This is a genomic window from Actinobacillus porcinus, from assembly GCF_901764995.1.
Taxonomy (GTDB): domain Bacteria; phylum Pseudomonadota; class Gammaproteobacteria; order Enterobacterales; family Pasteurellaceae; genus Exercitatus; species Exercitatus porcinus.
In genome coordinates, this window is record NZ_CABFKI010000004.1 from 69,135 (window position 1) to 86,853 (window position 17,719).

General features: G+C 41.5%; 9 protein-coding genes. 7 read left to right on the forward strand and 2 right to left on the reverse strand.

The window, feature by feature from the left end; genetic code table 11:
- Nucleotides 1–86: 86 nt before the first annotated feature.
- Together radA and E7T07_RS04035 are read right to left on the reverse strand one after the other, a co-directional pair.
- Complete coding sequence (gene radA, locus E7T07_RS04030; protein ID WP_135709638.1) at nucleotides 87–1,466, reverse strand: DNA repair protein RadA; 1,380 nt, start codon at nucleotides 1,464–1,466, stop codon at nucleotides 87–89.
- A 1-nt stretch (nucleotide 1,467) separates the two neighbouring features.
- Entirely contained in the window at nucleotides 1,468–2,511 is a 1,044-nt protein-coding gene (locus tag E7T07_RS04035; protein WP_135709639.1) for a CYTH domain-containing protein, read from the reverse strand.
- Between the two features lie 212 nt (nucleotides 2,512–2,723).
- Here E7T07_RS04035 and E7T07_RS04040 point away from each other — a divergent pair, with 212 nt between their 5' ends.
- From E7T07_RS04040 to E7T07_RS04070, 7 genes are all read left to right on the forward strand, one after another.
- Entirely contained in the window at nucleotides 2,724–3,404 is a 681-nt protein-coding gene (locus tag E7T07_RS04040; RefSeq protein ID WP_135709640.1) for a TIGR00153 family protein, read from the forward strand.
- A 25-nt stretch (nucleotides 3,405–3,429) separates the two neighbouring features.
- A complete protein-coding gene (locus E7T07_RS04045; protein WP_135709641.1) occupies nucleotides 3,430–4,692 on the forward strand; it encodes an inorganic phosphate transporter in 1,263 nt (420 codons plus the stop codon).
- Nucleotides 4,693–4,756: 64 nt separating this feature from the next.
- On the forward strand, nucleotides 4,757–5,365 hold the full coding sequence (locus E7T07_RS04050; protein ID WP_135709642.1) for a TIGR04211 family SH3 domain-containing protein: 609 nt from the start codon (nucleotides 4,757–4,759) through the stop codon (nucleotides 5,363–5,365).
- Between the two features lie 16 nt (nucleotides 5,366–5,381).
- Nucleotides 5,382–6,617, forward strand: a complete 1,236-nt coding sequence (locus E7T07_RS04055) for a multifunctional CCA addition/repair protein (RefSeq protein ID WP_135709643.1) — start codon at nucleotides 5,382–5,384, stop codon at nucleotides 6,615–6,617.
- A 148-nt stretch (nucleotides 6,618–6,765) separates the two neighbouring features.
- A complete protein-coding gene (locus E7T07_RS04060) occupies nucleotides 6,766–8,544 on the forward strand; it encodes a ShlB/FhaC/HecB family hemolysin secretion/activation protein (RefSeq protein ID WP_135709644.1) in 1,779 nt (592 codons plus the stop codon).
- A gap of 54 nt (nucleotides 8,545–8,598) precedes the next feature.
- On the forward strand, nucleotides 8,599–17,313 hold the full coding sequence (locus tag E7T07_RS04065; protein WP_135709645.1) for a two-partner secretion domain-containing protein: 8,715 nt from the start codon (nucleotides 8,599–8,601) through the stop codon (nucleotides 17,311–17,313).
- Nucleotides 17,313–17,699, forward strand: a complete 387-nt coding sequence (locus E7T07_RS04070) for a hypothetical protein (RefSeq protein ID WP_135709646.1) — start codon at nucleotides 17,313–17,315, stop codon at nucleotides 17,697–17,699. The genes E7T07_RS04065 and E7T07_RS04070 overlap by 1 nt, the downstream gene beginning before the upstream one ends.
- Nucleotides 17,700–17,719 lie beyond the last annotated feature (20 nt).

Consider the following 17,719-nt stretch of genomic DNA (forward strand, 5'->3'; position numbering starts at 1 on the left):
GTATTTTTAAAAGAATGGCTATTTTGCATTAAAGTTCGCCATTCTCTGCTATCCCAAAGTGTGGAGAAATTCCCCGCACTTTTCCGCTATAACTCATCCAACACATTCAACGCATCAGCCAATTTCTTCACCATATAAACCCGCATGTTTTCCACCGCGCTTTTGGGCTTGTTACCAAAAGGCACGATAGCGCGTTTAAAACCATGTTTAGCCGCTTCGGAAATGCGTTCTTGACCGCTGGGAACCGGGCGGATTTCCCCGCCTAGCCCCACTTCGCCAAAAATCACTAAATCCTGTGGCAACGGGCGGTTTCTGAAACTGGAAATTAATGCCAATAATAAGGCTAAATCTGCACTGGTTTCTGTGACTTTAACGCCACCAACCACATTGACAAACACATCCTGATCGGACATTTGCAAACCGCCGTGGCGATGTAACACGGCTAATAACAAGGCAAGGCGATTTTGCTCCAACCCCACAGCAACGCGGCGTGGATTTGCCAACATGGAATGATCCACCAAGGCTTGAATTTCCACCAACAACGGACGGGTTCCTTCCCACAGCACCATGACCGAACTGCCTGAAGTTAATTCATCGCCACGGCTTAGGAAAATGGCAGACGGATTTTTCACTTCGCGCAAACCTTGTTCCGTCATGGCAAAAACCCCTAATTCGTTCACCGCGCCAAAACGGTTTTTATGGGAACGCAAAGTACGAAAACGACTGTCGGCTTCCCCTTCCAGCAACAAAGAACAGTCAATGGCATGTTCTAATACTTTCGGGCCTGCTAAAGTACCATCTTTAGTGACATGCCCCACCATAATAATCGCCACTTGGCGCGTTTTGGCATAACGGGTTAGAAAAGACGCACATTCACGCACTTGTGCCACCGACCCCGGTGACGATTGAATATCGGACAAATGCATAACTTGAATGGAATCGATAACAATAATTTGTGGTTTCAGTTGATCCGCTAAATGGCAAATTTGTTCCACGGAGGTTTCCGATAACATCTGCAATCTGTCGGCAGGTAAATTCAAACGATTGGCGCGCATCGCCACCTGCTGCAAGCTTTCTTCCCCCGTCACATAAAGTGCGGTCATATTTTGCGCCAATCCGCACATCACTTGTAACAATAAAGTGGATTTCCCTGCGCCTGGATGGCCGCCGATTAAAATCGCAGAACCCGGCACAATACCACCACCCAGCACACGATCCAGCTCCTTAAAACCGCTGGTAAAACGCGGTGTCTCTTGTAAGCTAATTTCCGCGAGCGTTTGAATTTTCGCTTGAGTTTCCCCCGCATAACCACTAAAACGATCATTTTTCGGTGCGGATTTTGCTGAAATCATCCGCACTTCGCTAATGGTATTCCAGGCTTTACAAGCGGAACATTGCCCTTGCCAACGGGCATATTCCGCGCCACAATCGTTACAAACATAGGCCGTTTTTGGGGCTTTTGCCATCTTATTCCACCGTCAACTTAATCAAATTAATCATACGTTTCACATATTGCCCTTGATGCAACAAATTCTCGAGTTTCCCCATTGCTAAGGCATTGTCTTTGGTTTCGCTGTGCAAGCGAATAATGTCACGAATTTTTTCAAACAGCCATTCGTTACTCTCCGTCAATGCCAGCAACATTTGCTCATCCAATTGTCTTTGTTGAACCGCGGCATGCAACAATTTTTTGGCTTCAACATAATAATTGGCTAGATTGAAAAACGCCCCGATACGCTCTACGGTACGCATAAAATCTTGGGCGAAATAGCTTGCACCCAATAATAAGGTTTCTTCGATCAGCTGTTGTTCATCATTAAAAAGCGCGGTCAAAATTTCCTGTGGATTTGAACTTTGCTGTTCAATAGCTAAAAAACTACGCCATTTTTCTAGCCAATCCGTCAACGGTGGCAATTCGCCTTTAGCAAGTTGATAACCGCGTTTTGCTTTGCTTGCCGAACTTAAACGAACCCCATCCGTTAAGGTTAAGTTTTCCACTAACGCCAACAAATCCGCCAACTCACCACGTTTTAATTCAAATTCCACTTCGCAAATGGGTTCAACATTTCCCGTCGCTTTAATTTCACCACGATCTAAGGCAATTTCAATTTCCGTGTCTTTACCACATTCAATCACCCAAGATTGACGTTCAAAATCGGTACTAAAAATTGGCGTTAAAGCCAAATCAGCAGGAAACTTGAACTCCGTTAAGCTATTTAGCATTGTGACATCGGGCATGGCATTTTCCAGCGGAAAATTATACTCGGGGCGAATATGCAATCCCCCTGTCACTTTTCCGTCTGTTTTTAATGTCATCTGAAACACATCATTTTCCGACCGCACTCTTAACCCCATTTTTTGTTTGGCGAAAAATCCGTCTTGTGTATCGTAATAGGTATTTCCTAAAAAAGATCCTTTTTGTTCAATAATATGAAAATCTGTCAAAGACTGGGCAAGCGTTTCTGCAAAAACAGGTGTGACTGCAAGTTTTAATTCAACTTCATGAGACATTGATGATAATTTCCTTATAAATTCTGACCGCACTTTGTGCGAAAACTGAAGATTGTGGCGATATTATAATTTAAAGCGTGAATTTTCTCTAACAATAAGATAATATGCGCGAAGTTTTGGGCATTGCCGACATATTGCCGACATATTGTTGTGCAGTGCCTATCACGCCAAGCAATTGGTATTATTTTATCAACCCCATTTAGGAGTTAATTATGGCGATGAATAACTTTCTCGGATTATTTGCCCATTCCCCATTAAAACCATTACAAAAGCACTCAGATAAAGTGACAGAAGCTTGTACATTATTGGTTCCCTTTATCGATGCTGTTTTTGAAGATGATTGGGAAAAAGCGGAAGAAGCCCGTTTACGTATTGTAGATATGGAACACCGCGCCGACAAATTAAAACGTGAAATTCGCTTAAAATTACCACGCGGATTATTCTTACCGATCGACCGAACCGATTTGCTCGAACTTGTGACCCAACAAGATAAACTGGCAAACTATGCAAAAGATATTGCAGGACGTATGGTAAGCCGTCAATTCCCTATTCCTACTGAACTACAGGATGCCTTTAAATCCTTTGTTTGTCGTAGTATTGATGCGGCATTGCAAGCGAACAAAATCACACGCGAAATGGACGAGTTATTAGAAACCGGTTTTAAAGGCCGTGAACTCACGCTTGTTAACAATATGATCAATACCCTTGATGACATTGAAGATGACACGGATAAAATGCAAATCGAATTACGCCGTGAATTGCGTAAAATCGAAGATCGCTATAATCCAATCGATGTGATTTCATTATATAAAACCTTTGAATGGATTGGCGTACTCGCTGACCAAGCACAACGTATTGGCTCGCGTATTGAGTTAATGCTTGCTCGTTCATAATTATCTTTAACATAGGATCTCGACTATGGAAGTATTACAAAATTACGGCACTCTGCTCATTCTTATTACCGCGGCATTCGCTTTTTTTATGGCATTTGGTGTAGGGGCGAATGATGTATCAAACGCCATGGGAACCTCGGTAGGTTCCGGGACTATCACCGCAAAACAAGCTATTGTGATTGCACTGATTTTTGAATGTGCGGGTGCGTATTTAGCGGGTGGTGAAGTCACGGAGACCATTAAAAGCGGTATCATTGATCCCAATGACTTCATCACTCAGCCTGAAGTATTAGTATTAGGGATGATGTCGGCATTATTTGCTTCCGGTTCTTGGCTATTAATCGCTTCTCGCTGGGGCTGGCCGGTATCCACAACCCACTCAATTATTGGTGCCATTATCGGTTTTGCTTGCATTACCACTGGTGCCGGTGCCGTGCGTTGGAATGCTATTGGCGGTATTGTCGGTAGTTGGTTTATTACGCCATTTATCGCAGGTGTATTAGCTTATGGTATTTTCTTAGTTATCCAAAAACTGATTTTTGATACAGAAAACCCACTCCGTAACGCGCAAAAATTCGGTCCTTATTTTATGGGATTGACGGTATTTATCTTAATTATCGTCACCGTTGCAAAAGGTTTGAAACACGTTGGTTTAAATTTAAGCACCAAAGAAACCGTATTGATTTCTTTAGGACTGAGTGCAATTTCAGTGGTCATTAGCCATTTCTATTTCCGTAGCAAAAACTTTATCCGCAAAGCGCGCCAAGGCACCTTTGGCGGCGTAGAACGCGTATTTAGTATGTTAATGCTGATGACTGCTTGTGCCATGGCATTTGCCCACGGTTCAAACGATGTAGCAAATGCTATCGGACCATTGGCAGCGGTGGTCACCATTGTAGAAAGTGGCGGTAACATTGCCGCTTCCGCCCCAATGGCTTGGTGGATTTTACCACTGGGTGCCTTAGGTATTGGCGTTGGCTTAATCGTCATGGGTTATAAAGTAATGGCGACCATTGGTACAGGGATTACGGATTTAACCCCGAGCCGTGGTTTTGCTGCACAATTCGCGACTGCGGCAACCGTAGTGGTGGCTTCAGGAACAGGCTTACCGATTTCAACCACTCAAACCTTAGTGGGTGCGGTATTAGGCATCGGTTTAGCTCGTGGTATTGCGGCGTTAAATTTAAATGTTATCCGTAATATCATTGCATCGTGGGTAGTTACGCTACCGGCCGGTGCGTTCTTTGCTATTGTAATTTATTATATTTTAGCGTTAATTTTCCGTTAATTTGAAAAGTGCGGTCGATATTTGGTAATATTTGACCGCACTTTTATTTTCCATTGATTGTATTATGTCAAAACTCATTAAAATTACTCTCTCTGCCCTATTATTAAGTTCAGCTTTCAACGCTTTGGCAGAAACCGCTTATGTGACTGAAAATCTAAACACCTATTTGCGCAAAGGTGCGGGCGATAATTTCAAAATTGCAGGTGCCATTCAAGCCGGTGAGCCCGTCACTGTGTTAAATCGTCAGGATCGTTATACTTTAATTCGCGATAGCAAAAACCGCGAAGCTTGGATTTTAAATAGCGAACTTTCATCAACGCCAAGCAGCAAAAGTGAAAACCCAAGATTAAAAGCACAGGTTCAAGAACTGACCACAAAATTAAACAATATCGACAATGATTGGAAACAACGTACCGCGGAAATGCAACGCCGTAGCATTGACAGCAACCAAAAAAGCAGCCAATTATTAGAAGAAAATTCCCAACTTAAACGTGAATTAGAAATTACAAAAAATAAAAATCGTGACCTAGAAGCCATGTTAGATGCAGGAAAACGCGAAATCGCTATTCAATGGTTTATTTATGGCGGTTCCGTTTTGGGTGTTGGGTTAATTTTAGGTTTAATTCTTCCGCTTATTTTCCCTAAACGCCGCCGTAATGATGGTTGGTCTTAATTCTTTTGCTATAACTATGGAAATCTATCTTGTTGGTGGCGCGGTGCGCGATAAATTATTAGGCTTACCCGTCAAAGATCGTGATTGGATGATTGTAGGCGCAACGCCTGAAGATTTGCTGGCTCAAGGCTATCAACAAGTAGGTAAAGATTTCCCTGTTTTTCTTAACCCTGAAACCAAAGAAGAATATGCTCTTGCGCGAACTGAACGTAAATCAGGTTCAGGTTATACCGGTTTTATTTGCGACTTTTCACCGCATATCCGTTTAGAAGAAGATCTGATTCGCCGCGATTTGACCATTAACGCCATCGCGCAAAGTGCGGACGGAAAATATCATGATCCCTTTGGCGGCATTGAAGATTTAAATCGCCGCATTTTACGCCATATTTCCCCGGCTTTCGCAGAAGATCCTTTGCGCGTATTGCGCGTAGCTCGCTTTGCTGCACGTTTTCATCATCTCGGTTTTACCATTGCCAAAGAAACCTTGGCATTAATGCAAAATCTTACAGAACAAGGCGAACTGGAACATCTCACCACTGAGCGCATTTGGTTAGAAACTGAAAAAGCATTAACAGAAAAAAATCCTGAAATTTACTTTGACACCTTGCGCAAAGTTGGCGCGTTGAAAGTACTATTGCCCGAACTAGACGCACTCCACGGTGTTCCGAACCCCGCCAAACATCACCCTGAAATTGACAGCTTTATTCATACTATGATGGTATTACAGCAAGCGGTTTTACTGACAGAAAATACCGATATGAACAAAAGTGCGGTGCGTTTTGCCGCGCTTTGTCATGATCTTGGCAAAGCATTAATTCCACAAGATATTCTCCCCCATCATTACGGCCATGAGAAAAAAGGCGTTCAACAGGTTCGCCATTTATGCAACCGTTTAAAAGTTCCAACCTACTATAAAGAATTGGCAGAACTCACTTGCGAATACCATACCCACAGCCATAAAGCCTTGGAATTACGCGCGGAAACAATTATAAAATTGTTTAATACATTTGACGTTTGGCGCAAACCGCAACGCTTCAAGGAATTTTTAACCGCTTGCCAAGCCGACAGCCGGGGTCGTTTAGGTTTTGAGCAAGTGAGCTACCCACAAAAAGCCTATTTATGGACATTGTACGAAACGGCAAAAGAGGTAAATATCCAACAAATTATTGATGCCGGCTTTGAAAAACAAGGTATTCGCGATGAATTGATGAAACGGCGTGTACAGGTGGTGAAGGCTAAAATAGCAGGATAATCACATTATCTTTTAAGATAGGCTGTAAAATGAGCATATGACAACACTCAAACACATAGTTAAAAGTAGAATAACAACTTGTTGGATATATAGATTTTCATTAATATAACGCAACTAAAAAAATTATTTACAAATTGAAGTAAGCCGTATGAGTTTGAATAAAGAATTAGGTAAAAAGAGAAAGTTATCATTAAAAATGATGCCTATTTTAGGATTGCTTTTCCCTCTGTCTGCATTATCTGCACCGAATGAACCCAACCTAAACCAAATTGACGCCCAGCAACAACAACGCCAGCAACAACAAAATGCAGTACGTGACGCACAATTACAATCCCGACCTGATGTGCGTTTAAATATTGCGCAAGAAAGCAAAGAAAAATTACCTAGCGATGAAAAACCTTGCTTTGATATTTATAAAATTTCGCTTCTCGATTATTCGGCAGATAATCAATATCAACCCTCTCAATTCCAGCTTGAACTCACTAAAACCGCACAGTCTTTAGATTTAACCCTACCACGTTGTATCGGGGCAAAAGGCATTAACGCTCTTGTTTCGCAAGTACAAAATCGAATTGTAGAAAAAGGCTATGTCACTACACGTGTGCTCGTACCTGACCAAAATCTTAACCAAGGCGAATTGGTGTTAATGGTGATTCCAGGGAAAATCAAAAATATTATTGTTTCTGACGTGGGCAATACGCCGCGTTTTACTCGTTTACACAGCTGGACTGGATTTACATTTGATTCGGGCGAGCTATTAAATTTGCGTGATATTGAACAAAGCCTAGAAAACCTTAAACGCTCGCCCACTGCAGATGCCAATATTGAAATCCAACCCAGCCAAGCCAAAGATGCTAATTTTGGGGACAGTGATTTATTGGTTACTTATGCACAAAATTTCCCCTTTCGTTTAACGCTTGGTTTAGACAATAGCGGCTCCAAATCCACAGGTAAATTACAAGGCACTGCAACCCTTTCTTGGGATAATCTTTTTTCTGCCAACGATTTATTTTATGGTAGTTTTACACACAGTATGAAACGCCATACTGACGATAAAGGGCAACGAGCCAGTAAAAACTGGAATCTTTACTACAGTATTCCTTTGGGTTATTGGGATTTAAGTTTTAGCCACTCTCAAAATGACTACCATCAAGAGCTGGCAGGCGCGTTTACCAATTACATTTATTCAGGTGAAAGTACAACAGATAAACTCACTCTATCCTATTTACTCTATCGCGATAGTTCGCGTAAAACGTCTATTTATGGTGCTTTTTGGTCTCGCCAATCGGAAAACTATATTGATGACGCGGAAATTGACGTACAACGCCGCCGAATGGCAGGTTGGGAAGCCGGTATCAATCACAGAGAATACATCAATCGTGCGATTGTAAACTTAGGGTTTAATTATAAACACGGCACAGGCGCACGTGGTGCAATCCCCGCACCTGAAGAACTTTGGCACGAAGGCACATCGCGCCCTGTGATTATGACGGCAACATTGAGCTATTTACAACCGTTCTCAGTCGGTGAACAAGAATTTCGTTTTTCTACGGAATGGTCAGCACAATGGAACAAAACACCCTTAATTATGCAAGACCGCTTTAGCCTTGGCGGACGTTATACGGTACGTGGTTTTGACGGCGAGTTAACTTTAACAGGCGAACGGGGTTGGTTAACACGCAACGAGTTAAGCTGGAATATACTCGGCTCAAATCAATGGCTTTACACAGGCATTGACGCCGGTCGCGTATCCGGTCGCACAATACGCGAACAATTAGGCAATTCCCTTGTCGGTAGCGTATTTGGTTTGCGTGGTGGGTTCAAAGGTTTTTACTACGACGTCTCATTATCCAAACCAATCAGCAAACCGGATGGATTTAGAACTTCTAACCTTTATACGGCATTTAATGTTGGGTATTCGTTTTAACTATTTATAGGCACATCATTTTCACTTAAAAATAAACTAAATAAGGAGCTCTCTATGAACAAAACCAAATTCCGTGTCATTTTCAACCGTACTTTGTCACGTTTGGTGGTGACCTCGGAATTAGCCAAAACCGCGGATAAATCATCACCCGTTGGGGATGGGGATGCAGTAAAAAGTGCGGTGCGTTTTTGTTCAGTTTTATCGTTGTCTTCCTTAAGTTTTAGCTTGTTTTGTGCGTTGGGTTTTGTGTCATTGGTGGTGCCTCAAGTCGCATTGGCAAACCTTGAAATCCGTGCTGATAAAACCGCGCCGGTCAATCAGCAGCCGATTGTTCTTTCTACGGCTAACGGCATTCCGCAAGTGAATATCCAAACCCCAAACAGCAAAGGGCTGTCTCACAATAAATATGCCCAATTTGATGTAGCGGAAAAAGGTGCGATTTTAAATAACAGTCGCACCACCGTGCAAACGCAGCAAGGCGGTTTGGTGACGGGCAATCCTTATTTGGCGCGCGGTGAAGCCCGTGTAATTTTAAACGAAGTGAATTCTGCCAACCCAAGCCAATTACGCGGTTATGTGGAAGTGGCGGGCAAAAAAGCAGATGTGATTATTGCCAACCCCAGCGGCATTCATTGTGACGGCTGCGGCGTGATTAACTCAGGGCGCACCACCTTAACCACAGGCAAACCGCAAACCCAAGCAGGTCAAGTCACCGGTTTTGATGTGGAAAAAGGCAAGGTGAAGGTGTCAGGCAAAGGGTTGGACAACAGTCGCGTGGATTATACCGAAATCCTTGCACGCGAAGCGGAAATCAACGCCGGCATTTGGTCAAACAAAAAACTGACCGTCATCACAGGCGAAAACCGTGTTCAACGCAGTGAAACTGCCGCAACACCCAATGACGATGACCATCTCAAAATTATTCACACCAAACCCGCTACAAATTCAACCCCACAGCCCGAAAAGTACGCCGTGGACGTGAGCGAATTAGGCGGTATGTATGCGGGCAAAATTTACCTTATCGGCACCGAACAGGGATTAGGGGTGCGCAATGCGGGGCATATTGGGGCGAGTGCAGGCGAAGTGCATATCGACAGCCAAGGGCGCATCGTCAATAAAGGCACGGTCAATGCCAACCAAAATATTCAACTCACCGGTAAACAAGGCATTGAAAACACAGGAAAAATCGAAAACCGCCAAAGTGACATTATACTTAATACACCGGCTGACATTCAGCAAAATGGCTCTGTTGTAGCACGTAACGGCAATATTCATCAAACGGCAAATCAAAAAATTCACCAGCAAGGTGAAACCATCGCCAAGGGCAATATTCATTACAAAGCCCCTACTGTTACCACATCAACATCATCCTTGATTGCAGCTGGCGTTGAGACTAAAGACACACCCAATGGCGAAACACGAACCCTTGAAACAACGTCAACACAAGGCAAAAATCTCACCGTCACCACCACAGGCAAAACTACCCTGCAAGGCAAAAATTTGGCTTCGGGAAAAATTCAGGTCAATGCGACCGACATCAATCTAAACCAAAGCCAAAGTGCGGCGAATTTTATCGACATTTCTGCGACACAAGGCGACATCCAAGCAAACAACGCCACGATTATTGCCCACCGTGATTTAACCCTCACCACCCCGAAAACACTGCAAACGCAAAATAGCACTGTCAAAGCAGAAAAAATCACGACAAAACAAACCGCACTTCACACGCAAAATGCAGTTTGGGAGCAGACGGGTAAGGATACGTTAACACTTGATGTGCTTGATACATTGCAAAATCAGGGCGGTACTTTCAAAACCCAAGGGGATTTAATGGTAAACGCTACGGGGCTCAACAACCAACAAGGGCGTTTTTTGGCTGAAGGTCAACTGACAATTAATACAAGCAACGGAAAAGTCGATTCTAGCCAAGGTATACTCGCTTCAAAACAAGATTTACGTCTGACTTCGGGAGAATTAATTAACGATGCGGGACTCATTCAGTCCCATCAAAACGTCAACATTAATACACAAGGGCAAAAACTATCTAACCAACAAACCTTAACCGAAGCGCAAGATAAAGGTATTGTGGCGTTAGGTAATCTGACGGTTCAATCAAATGATCTTATGAATCAGCAGGGGCGTATCGTATCGGGTAGCAATGCCAATATCCAAGCTGAACAGTTAAAAAACCTGTCAGGTGAAATACTTATCGGGCAAGATGGAAAAATTCATACAACACATCTTGATAACCAAGCAGGCACGATAGCCTCTGTGAATGGTAATTTGGCACTGACTAACTCAACGATATTGAATAACCGGCAAGGCGATATTTCAGCTAAAAATACATTATCGTTGCAAACGTTAGGTATAGAAAATCAACAAGGAAATATTACGTCATTAAATAACCTTATTATTGATACAGACAAACGCACACTTAACAATCAAAATGGGACGATTTTTGCAACTCATCGAGCAGAAATAAATACTGGGGATATAAATAATCAATATGGTTTGATCCGTGCAGATAACAACCTTGCGCTTAATACAAACCAACACACCTTAGATAACCGCTATACCCAAGCTAAGCAACAAGGCATTGTTGGGTTAGGTAAAGTTGCATTAAACGGTGTAACGACATTACTAAATCAACAAGGTAACTTGTATGGTAAAAATGAACTTGATATTTCTGCACAAGTGGATACCAATAACCAACAAGGAAACATCCAATCTAATGGGCATCTAACACTGTCAACCCATAAATTAGATAACCAAACAGGTTATATAACGGCACATATTGGTAACATTACCAGCCAACAGATTAATAACCATGCGGTATCTCACTTAGGTTCCTTAATCTACGGTGACAACCTTTCTATTTCAACACAACAGCTTGATAACCAAGAAACAAAAGCCACCGGGAAAAATCTCACTCAAGGGATTCAAGGCAGAAAGCTCGCGATCCAAAGTACGATTTTAAATAATCAAAATGGCGGAATTTATAGTGCAGACACCGCCGCCATTACCGCGAGCCAACGTATTAATAACCAACAGGGCGAACTGTTATCAGCAAACGCCATTTCCATCAAAAACAATGGTAATCTGATGGTAAATAACCAAAATGGGTTGATTCAAGGTCAAAATGCGATTGATTTAACGGCGAAAGGCTTAGAGACAGAAGGCACAATAAAAACCGCAGGCAATTTATCCATTGATTTAAAAGACAGTTTTACCTTAAACCAAGCCTTTGACGTGGGGAATAATCTGACATTTAGCACCCAAGGGGATTTCACCAACAACGTCAAGCAAGTCGTTGGCAACCAAGCCGCTTTTACAGCGAATCATATTCTCAATCCTGCCCATGCAGAGATTTCGTCAAACCGTACCTTGCTCAATACCGCAACGCTTACCAACTATGGATTGTTAGATGGTCAGGAAAATATCATCAAAACGCGTACATTAGATAATTTAGGCACCGGTCGGATTTACGGTGATCATTTAGCCATCCAAGCAGACAGTCTTAACAATCTCAATCAAGATGAAAAATCCGCCACCATTGCCGCACGAGATCGTTTAGATTTAGGTGTAGGCACCTTAGTCAATCGAGATCATAGCCTTATTTTCAGCCTTGGCGATATGGCTATTGGTGGACAGTTAGACGAAAATAACCAAGCGAAAGGCTATGCAAAATTCATCGATAACGGCAGTGCAACCCTTGAAGCTTTGGGGAATGGGGATATTAAAACCCAACGGTTATTAAATCACGATCTTTATTTAAAACTCGGGGAATATCACACCGATGAGCATATTATTGAATATGCACCGGCAAAGAGTTCTAAACGTTATGCTTTACTCAATAAAGATGGCAGTGAAGGTCGTTTGGAACTCAAAAATAATGATAAACACGATTCTAACTCCTACTTTATTTTGAACAATGGTACCCAAATTGCCTCTCGTTATTGGATGAGTTGGGATTATAATCGCCACACCGTGACAAGCACCATTGAATATCGTGATCCTGCCAATATTTTGATTGGCGGTCATTTGTCACTTTCAGGTGCAGATTTAGAAAATAATGCATCAAACCTTTCTGTCGGTAAAACTCTCTTATTGGGCAACAACACGTTTACACGCAATGAAAATAACAACAATCTCACTGCCGGCGGCATCACCTTAAAAAATATTGATATCCTTGGCACAATCGATATTAAAGATACCGGCATATGGGCTGGTTTTGGAAAAGAACATCGCCGTTATGGGGTGAGAGGTAAAAAACGTTGGGCGGTTTATGGCACGGGATCGGGCGAGATCAATGACGTCCATCCGACACAATATTTCACCTTTGATAAAGTATTAAATGAAATCGGCAATGAAATTACTGGCACAAATACTCAAATTGCCAGTCAATCAGCCGTCAATGCTATTGCATTAAAAACGGTGACATCAAAGCCGACAACTAGCGAACAAGGAAATATGACTATTTCTACGCCAAGTGCGGTTATTTCCGGACAAGTTTCGGCGCTTCATCCGGCCAATTTAGAGCAGAATATGCAGCCGGTGCTCAAAACCCATTTAACCGATATAAGGCTACCGCAAGCCAGCCTGTATAAAATTAACCCCGAGGCACCAAACGGTTATTTAGTGGAAACCGATCCCACATTTACCGACCGCAAACAATGGTTAAGTTCAGACTATATGTTTAATGCCCTGCGCCACGACCATAACTATGTCCAAAAACGCTTGGGTGACGGTTTTTATGAACAACGCTTAGTCAATGAACAAATCAACCAACTCACAGGACGCCGCTTTTTAGATAACTACAGCTCGGACTTTGAACAATACAAAGCCTTGATGGATAGCGGTATTTATTACGCCAACAAATTTAACCTTAGCCTTGGCGTGGGGTTAACCGCACAACAAATGGCGGAACTCACTTCAGATATGGTGTGGTTTGTGAACAAAGAAGTCACCTTGCCGAGTGGTAAAACCTTAACGGTCTTAACACCGCAAGTGTATCTTGTAGCGCGTAACCTAGATGTTACCCCACAAGGGGCGTTAATTTCAGCACGTGAAATTGTTGGTAATATCAATGGTGATATTCAAAATAGCGGCACCATTGCAGGGCAAAATCTCACCGCACTTTCAGCGAAAAATATCCAAAACCATGGCATTGTATTAGGCAATACGGTCAATTTGAACGCAGAACAACGCCTAATCAATCTCGGCGGTAAAATTCAAGCCTTGGACTCTGCCACATTGATTGGTGGTCAAGGTGTAGACATCGCCAGCCAAACAAGCCGCAGTGCGAATACGGATAATGCAGGTAACACCTTTGCACATACTTCTATCGACCGCCAAGCGGATATTCATGCGGGTGGCAAATTAACGGTTTACAGTCCGAAAGATGTTACCGTAAAAGCCTCCAATCTCAGTGCCGATATTATTCATATTCAAGGCAATCAGGTTGAACTTGGCACGGTCACAACTCACAATAAACAACATTATAACGGAGATGCGGATAACTATTATCGCTTAGACCAAACCCAAGAAGTGGGCAGTCAATTGACGGCAAAAAATGACGTGAACATTTTAAGCGAAAATCGCACCGCACTTCGTCAAGTCAGCGTACACAGCGATAAGGGCACAGTTGTCATTGGATCAACGCATGGAGACGTACAAATCCAAGCAGGACGACACCAAGAACAACTGTCTTTCGGCGCAAAAAGCACCCACCACGGCACCTTGCAAACTATCACCACCGTGAGCAAACATGACCACCATTATGATACCGCACAAGGCTCTGCCATTGATGGTAATAATGTCGTATTGCAAGCCAATAACGGCAATGTGAGCATTCAGGGTTCGAATGTGGTAGCGGAAAATCATCTTGTTGCTAAGGCCAAAAATATCAATATTCAAGCGGCAGAAAATCGCATTTTTGAAGAAGATTTTGAAAAAACCGGCAAATCAGGCTTAATGGGCAGTGGTGGATTTGGATTTAGCATTGGAGAGAAAAAAGAAAAAGTAGAACAAGACCGCACGCAAGAAAGTGCAGTAAGTAGCCAAGTGGGCAGTTTAAAAGGCGATACGATTCTTCACGCGGATAATCATTACCAACAAACCGGCAGCGTTGTCACCGCTGTCAATGGCGATGTCGATATTCTCGCTAAATCCGCCAATATCACCGCAGTGCGTTCGGATTATGAGAGTAATTATAAATATACTTACGAGCAAAAAGGGTTGACTGTATCGCTAACCTCACCAGTACTCTCTGCAATAAATGCTACTGAAAGCGCAATGAATTCACTGCATCAAATAGGAGAAAGTAAAAATAATCGTATTAATGCTCTAGCAGGTGCAAATGCATTTTGGAATTCATTTAGAGCAATAGAAGCAGGGCAAGCCGCTTGGGATGCTTTAGGAAAACTATCCCAAGGTGAAATAGCAAAATCAGGTATAGGTGTTTCTCTTACATATGGTCAACAAAAAAGCGTTTCAACAAGCCATTCTGAAGGTTCAAAGGCAATAAGTAGCGAAATCAATGCCGGAGGTAACGTAAATATCTTGGCACATGGTGATGGAGAGAATTCGGTCATTCATGTTGTGGGTTCGAATATCGCTGGGAATTTAGGCACAAATCTTAATGCTGATGGCGATATTAATATTGAAGCAGCGAAACAATATCACCAAGAGCGTAGTAATAATAAATCCAGTGGATTTAGCGCTGGTGTGACGATTGGAACTGAAGGGATTGGTTTTACTGCAGGTGGAAATTATGGCAAAGGCTATGGTAATGGCGATGAAACCACTTATACCTATTCCCACGTAGGAAGCCAAAATAGTCAAACTAATATTGATTCAGGTAATAATGTTACCTTAAAAGGAGCTCAGACCGCAGGGAAAGGTATCAAAATTACAGCAAATAATCTTGATATAGAAAGTATCCAAGAAACGCTCGACTATGAAAGCAAACAGAAAAATATGTCTGGTTCTGTGACCGTAGGAGCTGGCGCATCTGTATCTGCGAGCTATAGCTCATCAAAAATGAATGCCCACTATAAGAGTGTTGTTGAGCAGTCTGGTATTTATGCTGGTGATGATGGTTATCAAGTTAATGTTACTCATCATACCAATTTAGTAGGTGGTGTTGTTCAGTCATCAGATACAGCTGAAAATAGAAATAAAAACCTATTTTCAACCGAAAATATTGATTATACGGAATTGAAAAATTCATCAAGTTATGATGCTGAGGGTTATTCATTAAATGGTGGGGTTTCTATTGATGGTGATTTCCATATTCCGTTAGGAAATAATTCTGCCAAACAAGAAACAATGAATAATGAGAATAACAGAGATAAGGTAACAGAAACGCCGAAAGATAAAACCATTATAGATGTTATCAAAGGAATGGGAGGGACGGAGTTATCACAAAATGATTTGGATAAATCTGATAGTAATAAAACATCCGATACAGGCGTAAAACTTAATGGGCTTGCAGGCATATTTACTCAAGGAAATTGGGGGATTGCAAAAGCCTTATCAACAGCAGTATTGGGCTCTGTAAACCGTGATGGTAGTGAAACAGGTATTACAACAAGCCATATTGATACAAAAAATATCAAAATTTCTCAAGGTGATGCCATTGAAAACCAAGCAAAAATTACCGAGTTAAATAAAGGAAATATCAACAAAACAGTGTCAAAAGTCAATGTTGAGCAAATTAAATCGGAGTTTGAATCAGATTTAGCAACAGCAAAAGAGTTTATGGAAAACCTTAATCAAATTGGAGATAAACTCCATTACAATGTAGAAAAAAATGAGAAAAATATTTTAGTCAAATATAAATTAGAAAACTGTCAGAATTCTGCACAAAATTGTGTTAGAGCCTTTGAATTGAATCTTGAAGAGCTCAAAAATCGAGATTTAAAACCGGAAGAGGCCGAAGTCTTATCACATATGTATGCACATGGTATTTTAAACCAAAATGATATGGATAGGATTACTGGCGCCATTCAATATTCAGGCAAAGATATTTTAAATAATGCAAGCATTGTAGTTCGTAAACCTTATGCTGGGTTGGCGGAAGAAATGACCTATACCCTTTTTGAACGTCTGCGTGCAGGTATTGATTTACCCGCAATCTTTGGCGCATCAAACGCAAGCAGAGATCAAGTAGCTATTTGGGATAAGTTAAATAGCTACAATGCTCAAAATGCCGAAACTCACGTGTCATTAGATCACGTTGCGCATAGTTTAGGAGCAGCCAGCACTAAAAATGCCATGAACTGGGCGAAATCGCAAGGAATGGATTTAGATAATACTATCTTGAAAAGTTATGTCGCAGGTACGTCTTATCCCATTACAAATGGCACGATTTTAGGCTCATTAACGTTTGGATTATTGGATCAAGGTTATACGGAAAAAGCAGCAAGTTTATTCAAATCAGGTAGCATAGAATATTCAGTAGCACCAAGAGATGGTGTTGCCACAGGTGTTGGTTTGCCATGGCAAATTGGGTCATTGAGTTTTGGTATTGGAAATACAGACACAACAGGAAGTAATGATGTCGGAATACCGTTGTGGGGGATGATTATGGGGGATCATACTAGGGCTTATTATCGTGATGAAGATGTGATTAGATTCTTGAATAAAAATGAGGATGTAAATAGTATCCTAAATTATCAAAAGAAAATTTGGCAAGGAGAAAAAGTAAAAACTAAAATAATCTCATTTAGTAATGAGAACTCCGCAAATATAAAAGGGGAAAAATAATGAAAAGAATATTATTTTTATCTTTATTGTTAAGTGGATGTTATTTGGCAAATGGCTCACCATCATCCTATCATTATTGGTTAAAAAACGATAAAGTCATTACCTATAATGATATGAAATTTTGTGAAAATAAGGTCTATTTGACATTAGGCGAAAGATTCAAATATTTATCAAAAATGATGGAAATAAACGGATGGATTTCTATGAGAGAAAACTATCGCAAAGAATATAATGAATATATTGCATATATTACTAAGGCATCACCATATATAAGTTATTGCTATTATGAATTGGGGTATAGATTTAGACCTCCATTATATTGGTGTTTAGCTCAAGATGGAGATAATACGAGAATTTGCATGGAGAATATGAAGTATCGTAATTGAAAAAAATTGAATAAAATAAT

Excerpts from the sequence above, each read along its gene's own strand:
- E7T07_RS04060 (WP_135709644.1), top strand. The coding sequence starts at position 6,766 with ATGAGTTTGAATAAAGAATTAGGTAAAAAGAGAAAGTTATCATTAAAA.
- E7T07_RS04045 (WP_135709641.1), top strand. The coding sequence starts at position 3,430 with ATGGAAGTATTACAAAATTACGGCACTCTGCTCATTCTTATTACCGCG.
- E7T07_RS04070 (WP_135709646.1), top strand. The coding sequence starts at position 17,313 with ATGAAAAGAATATTATTTTTATCTTTATTGTTAAGTGGATGTTATTTG.
- E7T07_RS04040 (WP_135709640.1), top strand. The coding sequence starts at position 2,724 with ATGGCGATGAATAACTTTCTCGGATTATTTGCCCATTCCCCATTAAAA.
- E7T07_RS04065 (WP_135709645.1), top strand. The coding sequence starts at position 8,599 with ATGAACAAAACCAAATTCCGTGTCATTTTCAACCGTACTTTGTCACGT.
- E7T07_RS04050 (WP_135709642.1), top strand. The coding sequence starts at position 4,757 with ATGTCAAAACTCATTAAAATTACTCTCTCTGCCCTATTATTAAGTTCA.
- E7T07_RS04055 (WP_135709643.1), top strand. The coding sequence starts at position 5,382 with ATGGAAATCTATCTTGTTGGTGGCGCGGTGCGCGATAAATTATTAGGC.
- radA (WP_135709638.1), bottom strand. The coding sequence starts at position 1,466 with ATGGCAAAAGCCCCAAAAACGGCCTATGTTTGTAACGATTGTGGCGCG.
- E7T07_RS04035 (WP_135709639.1), bottom strand. The coding sequence starts at position 2,511 with ATGTCTCATGAAGTTGAATTAAAACTTGCAGTCACACCTGTTTTTGCA.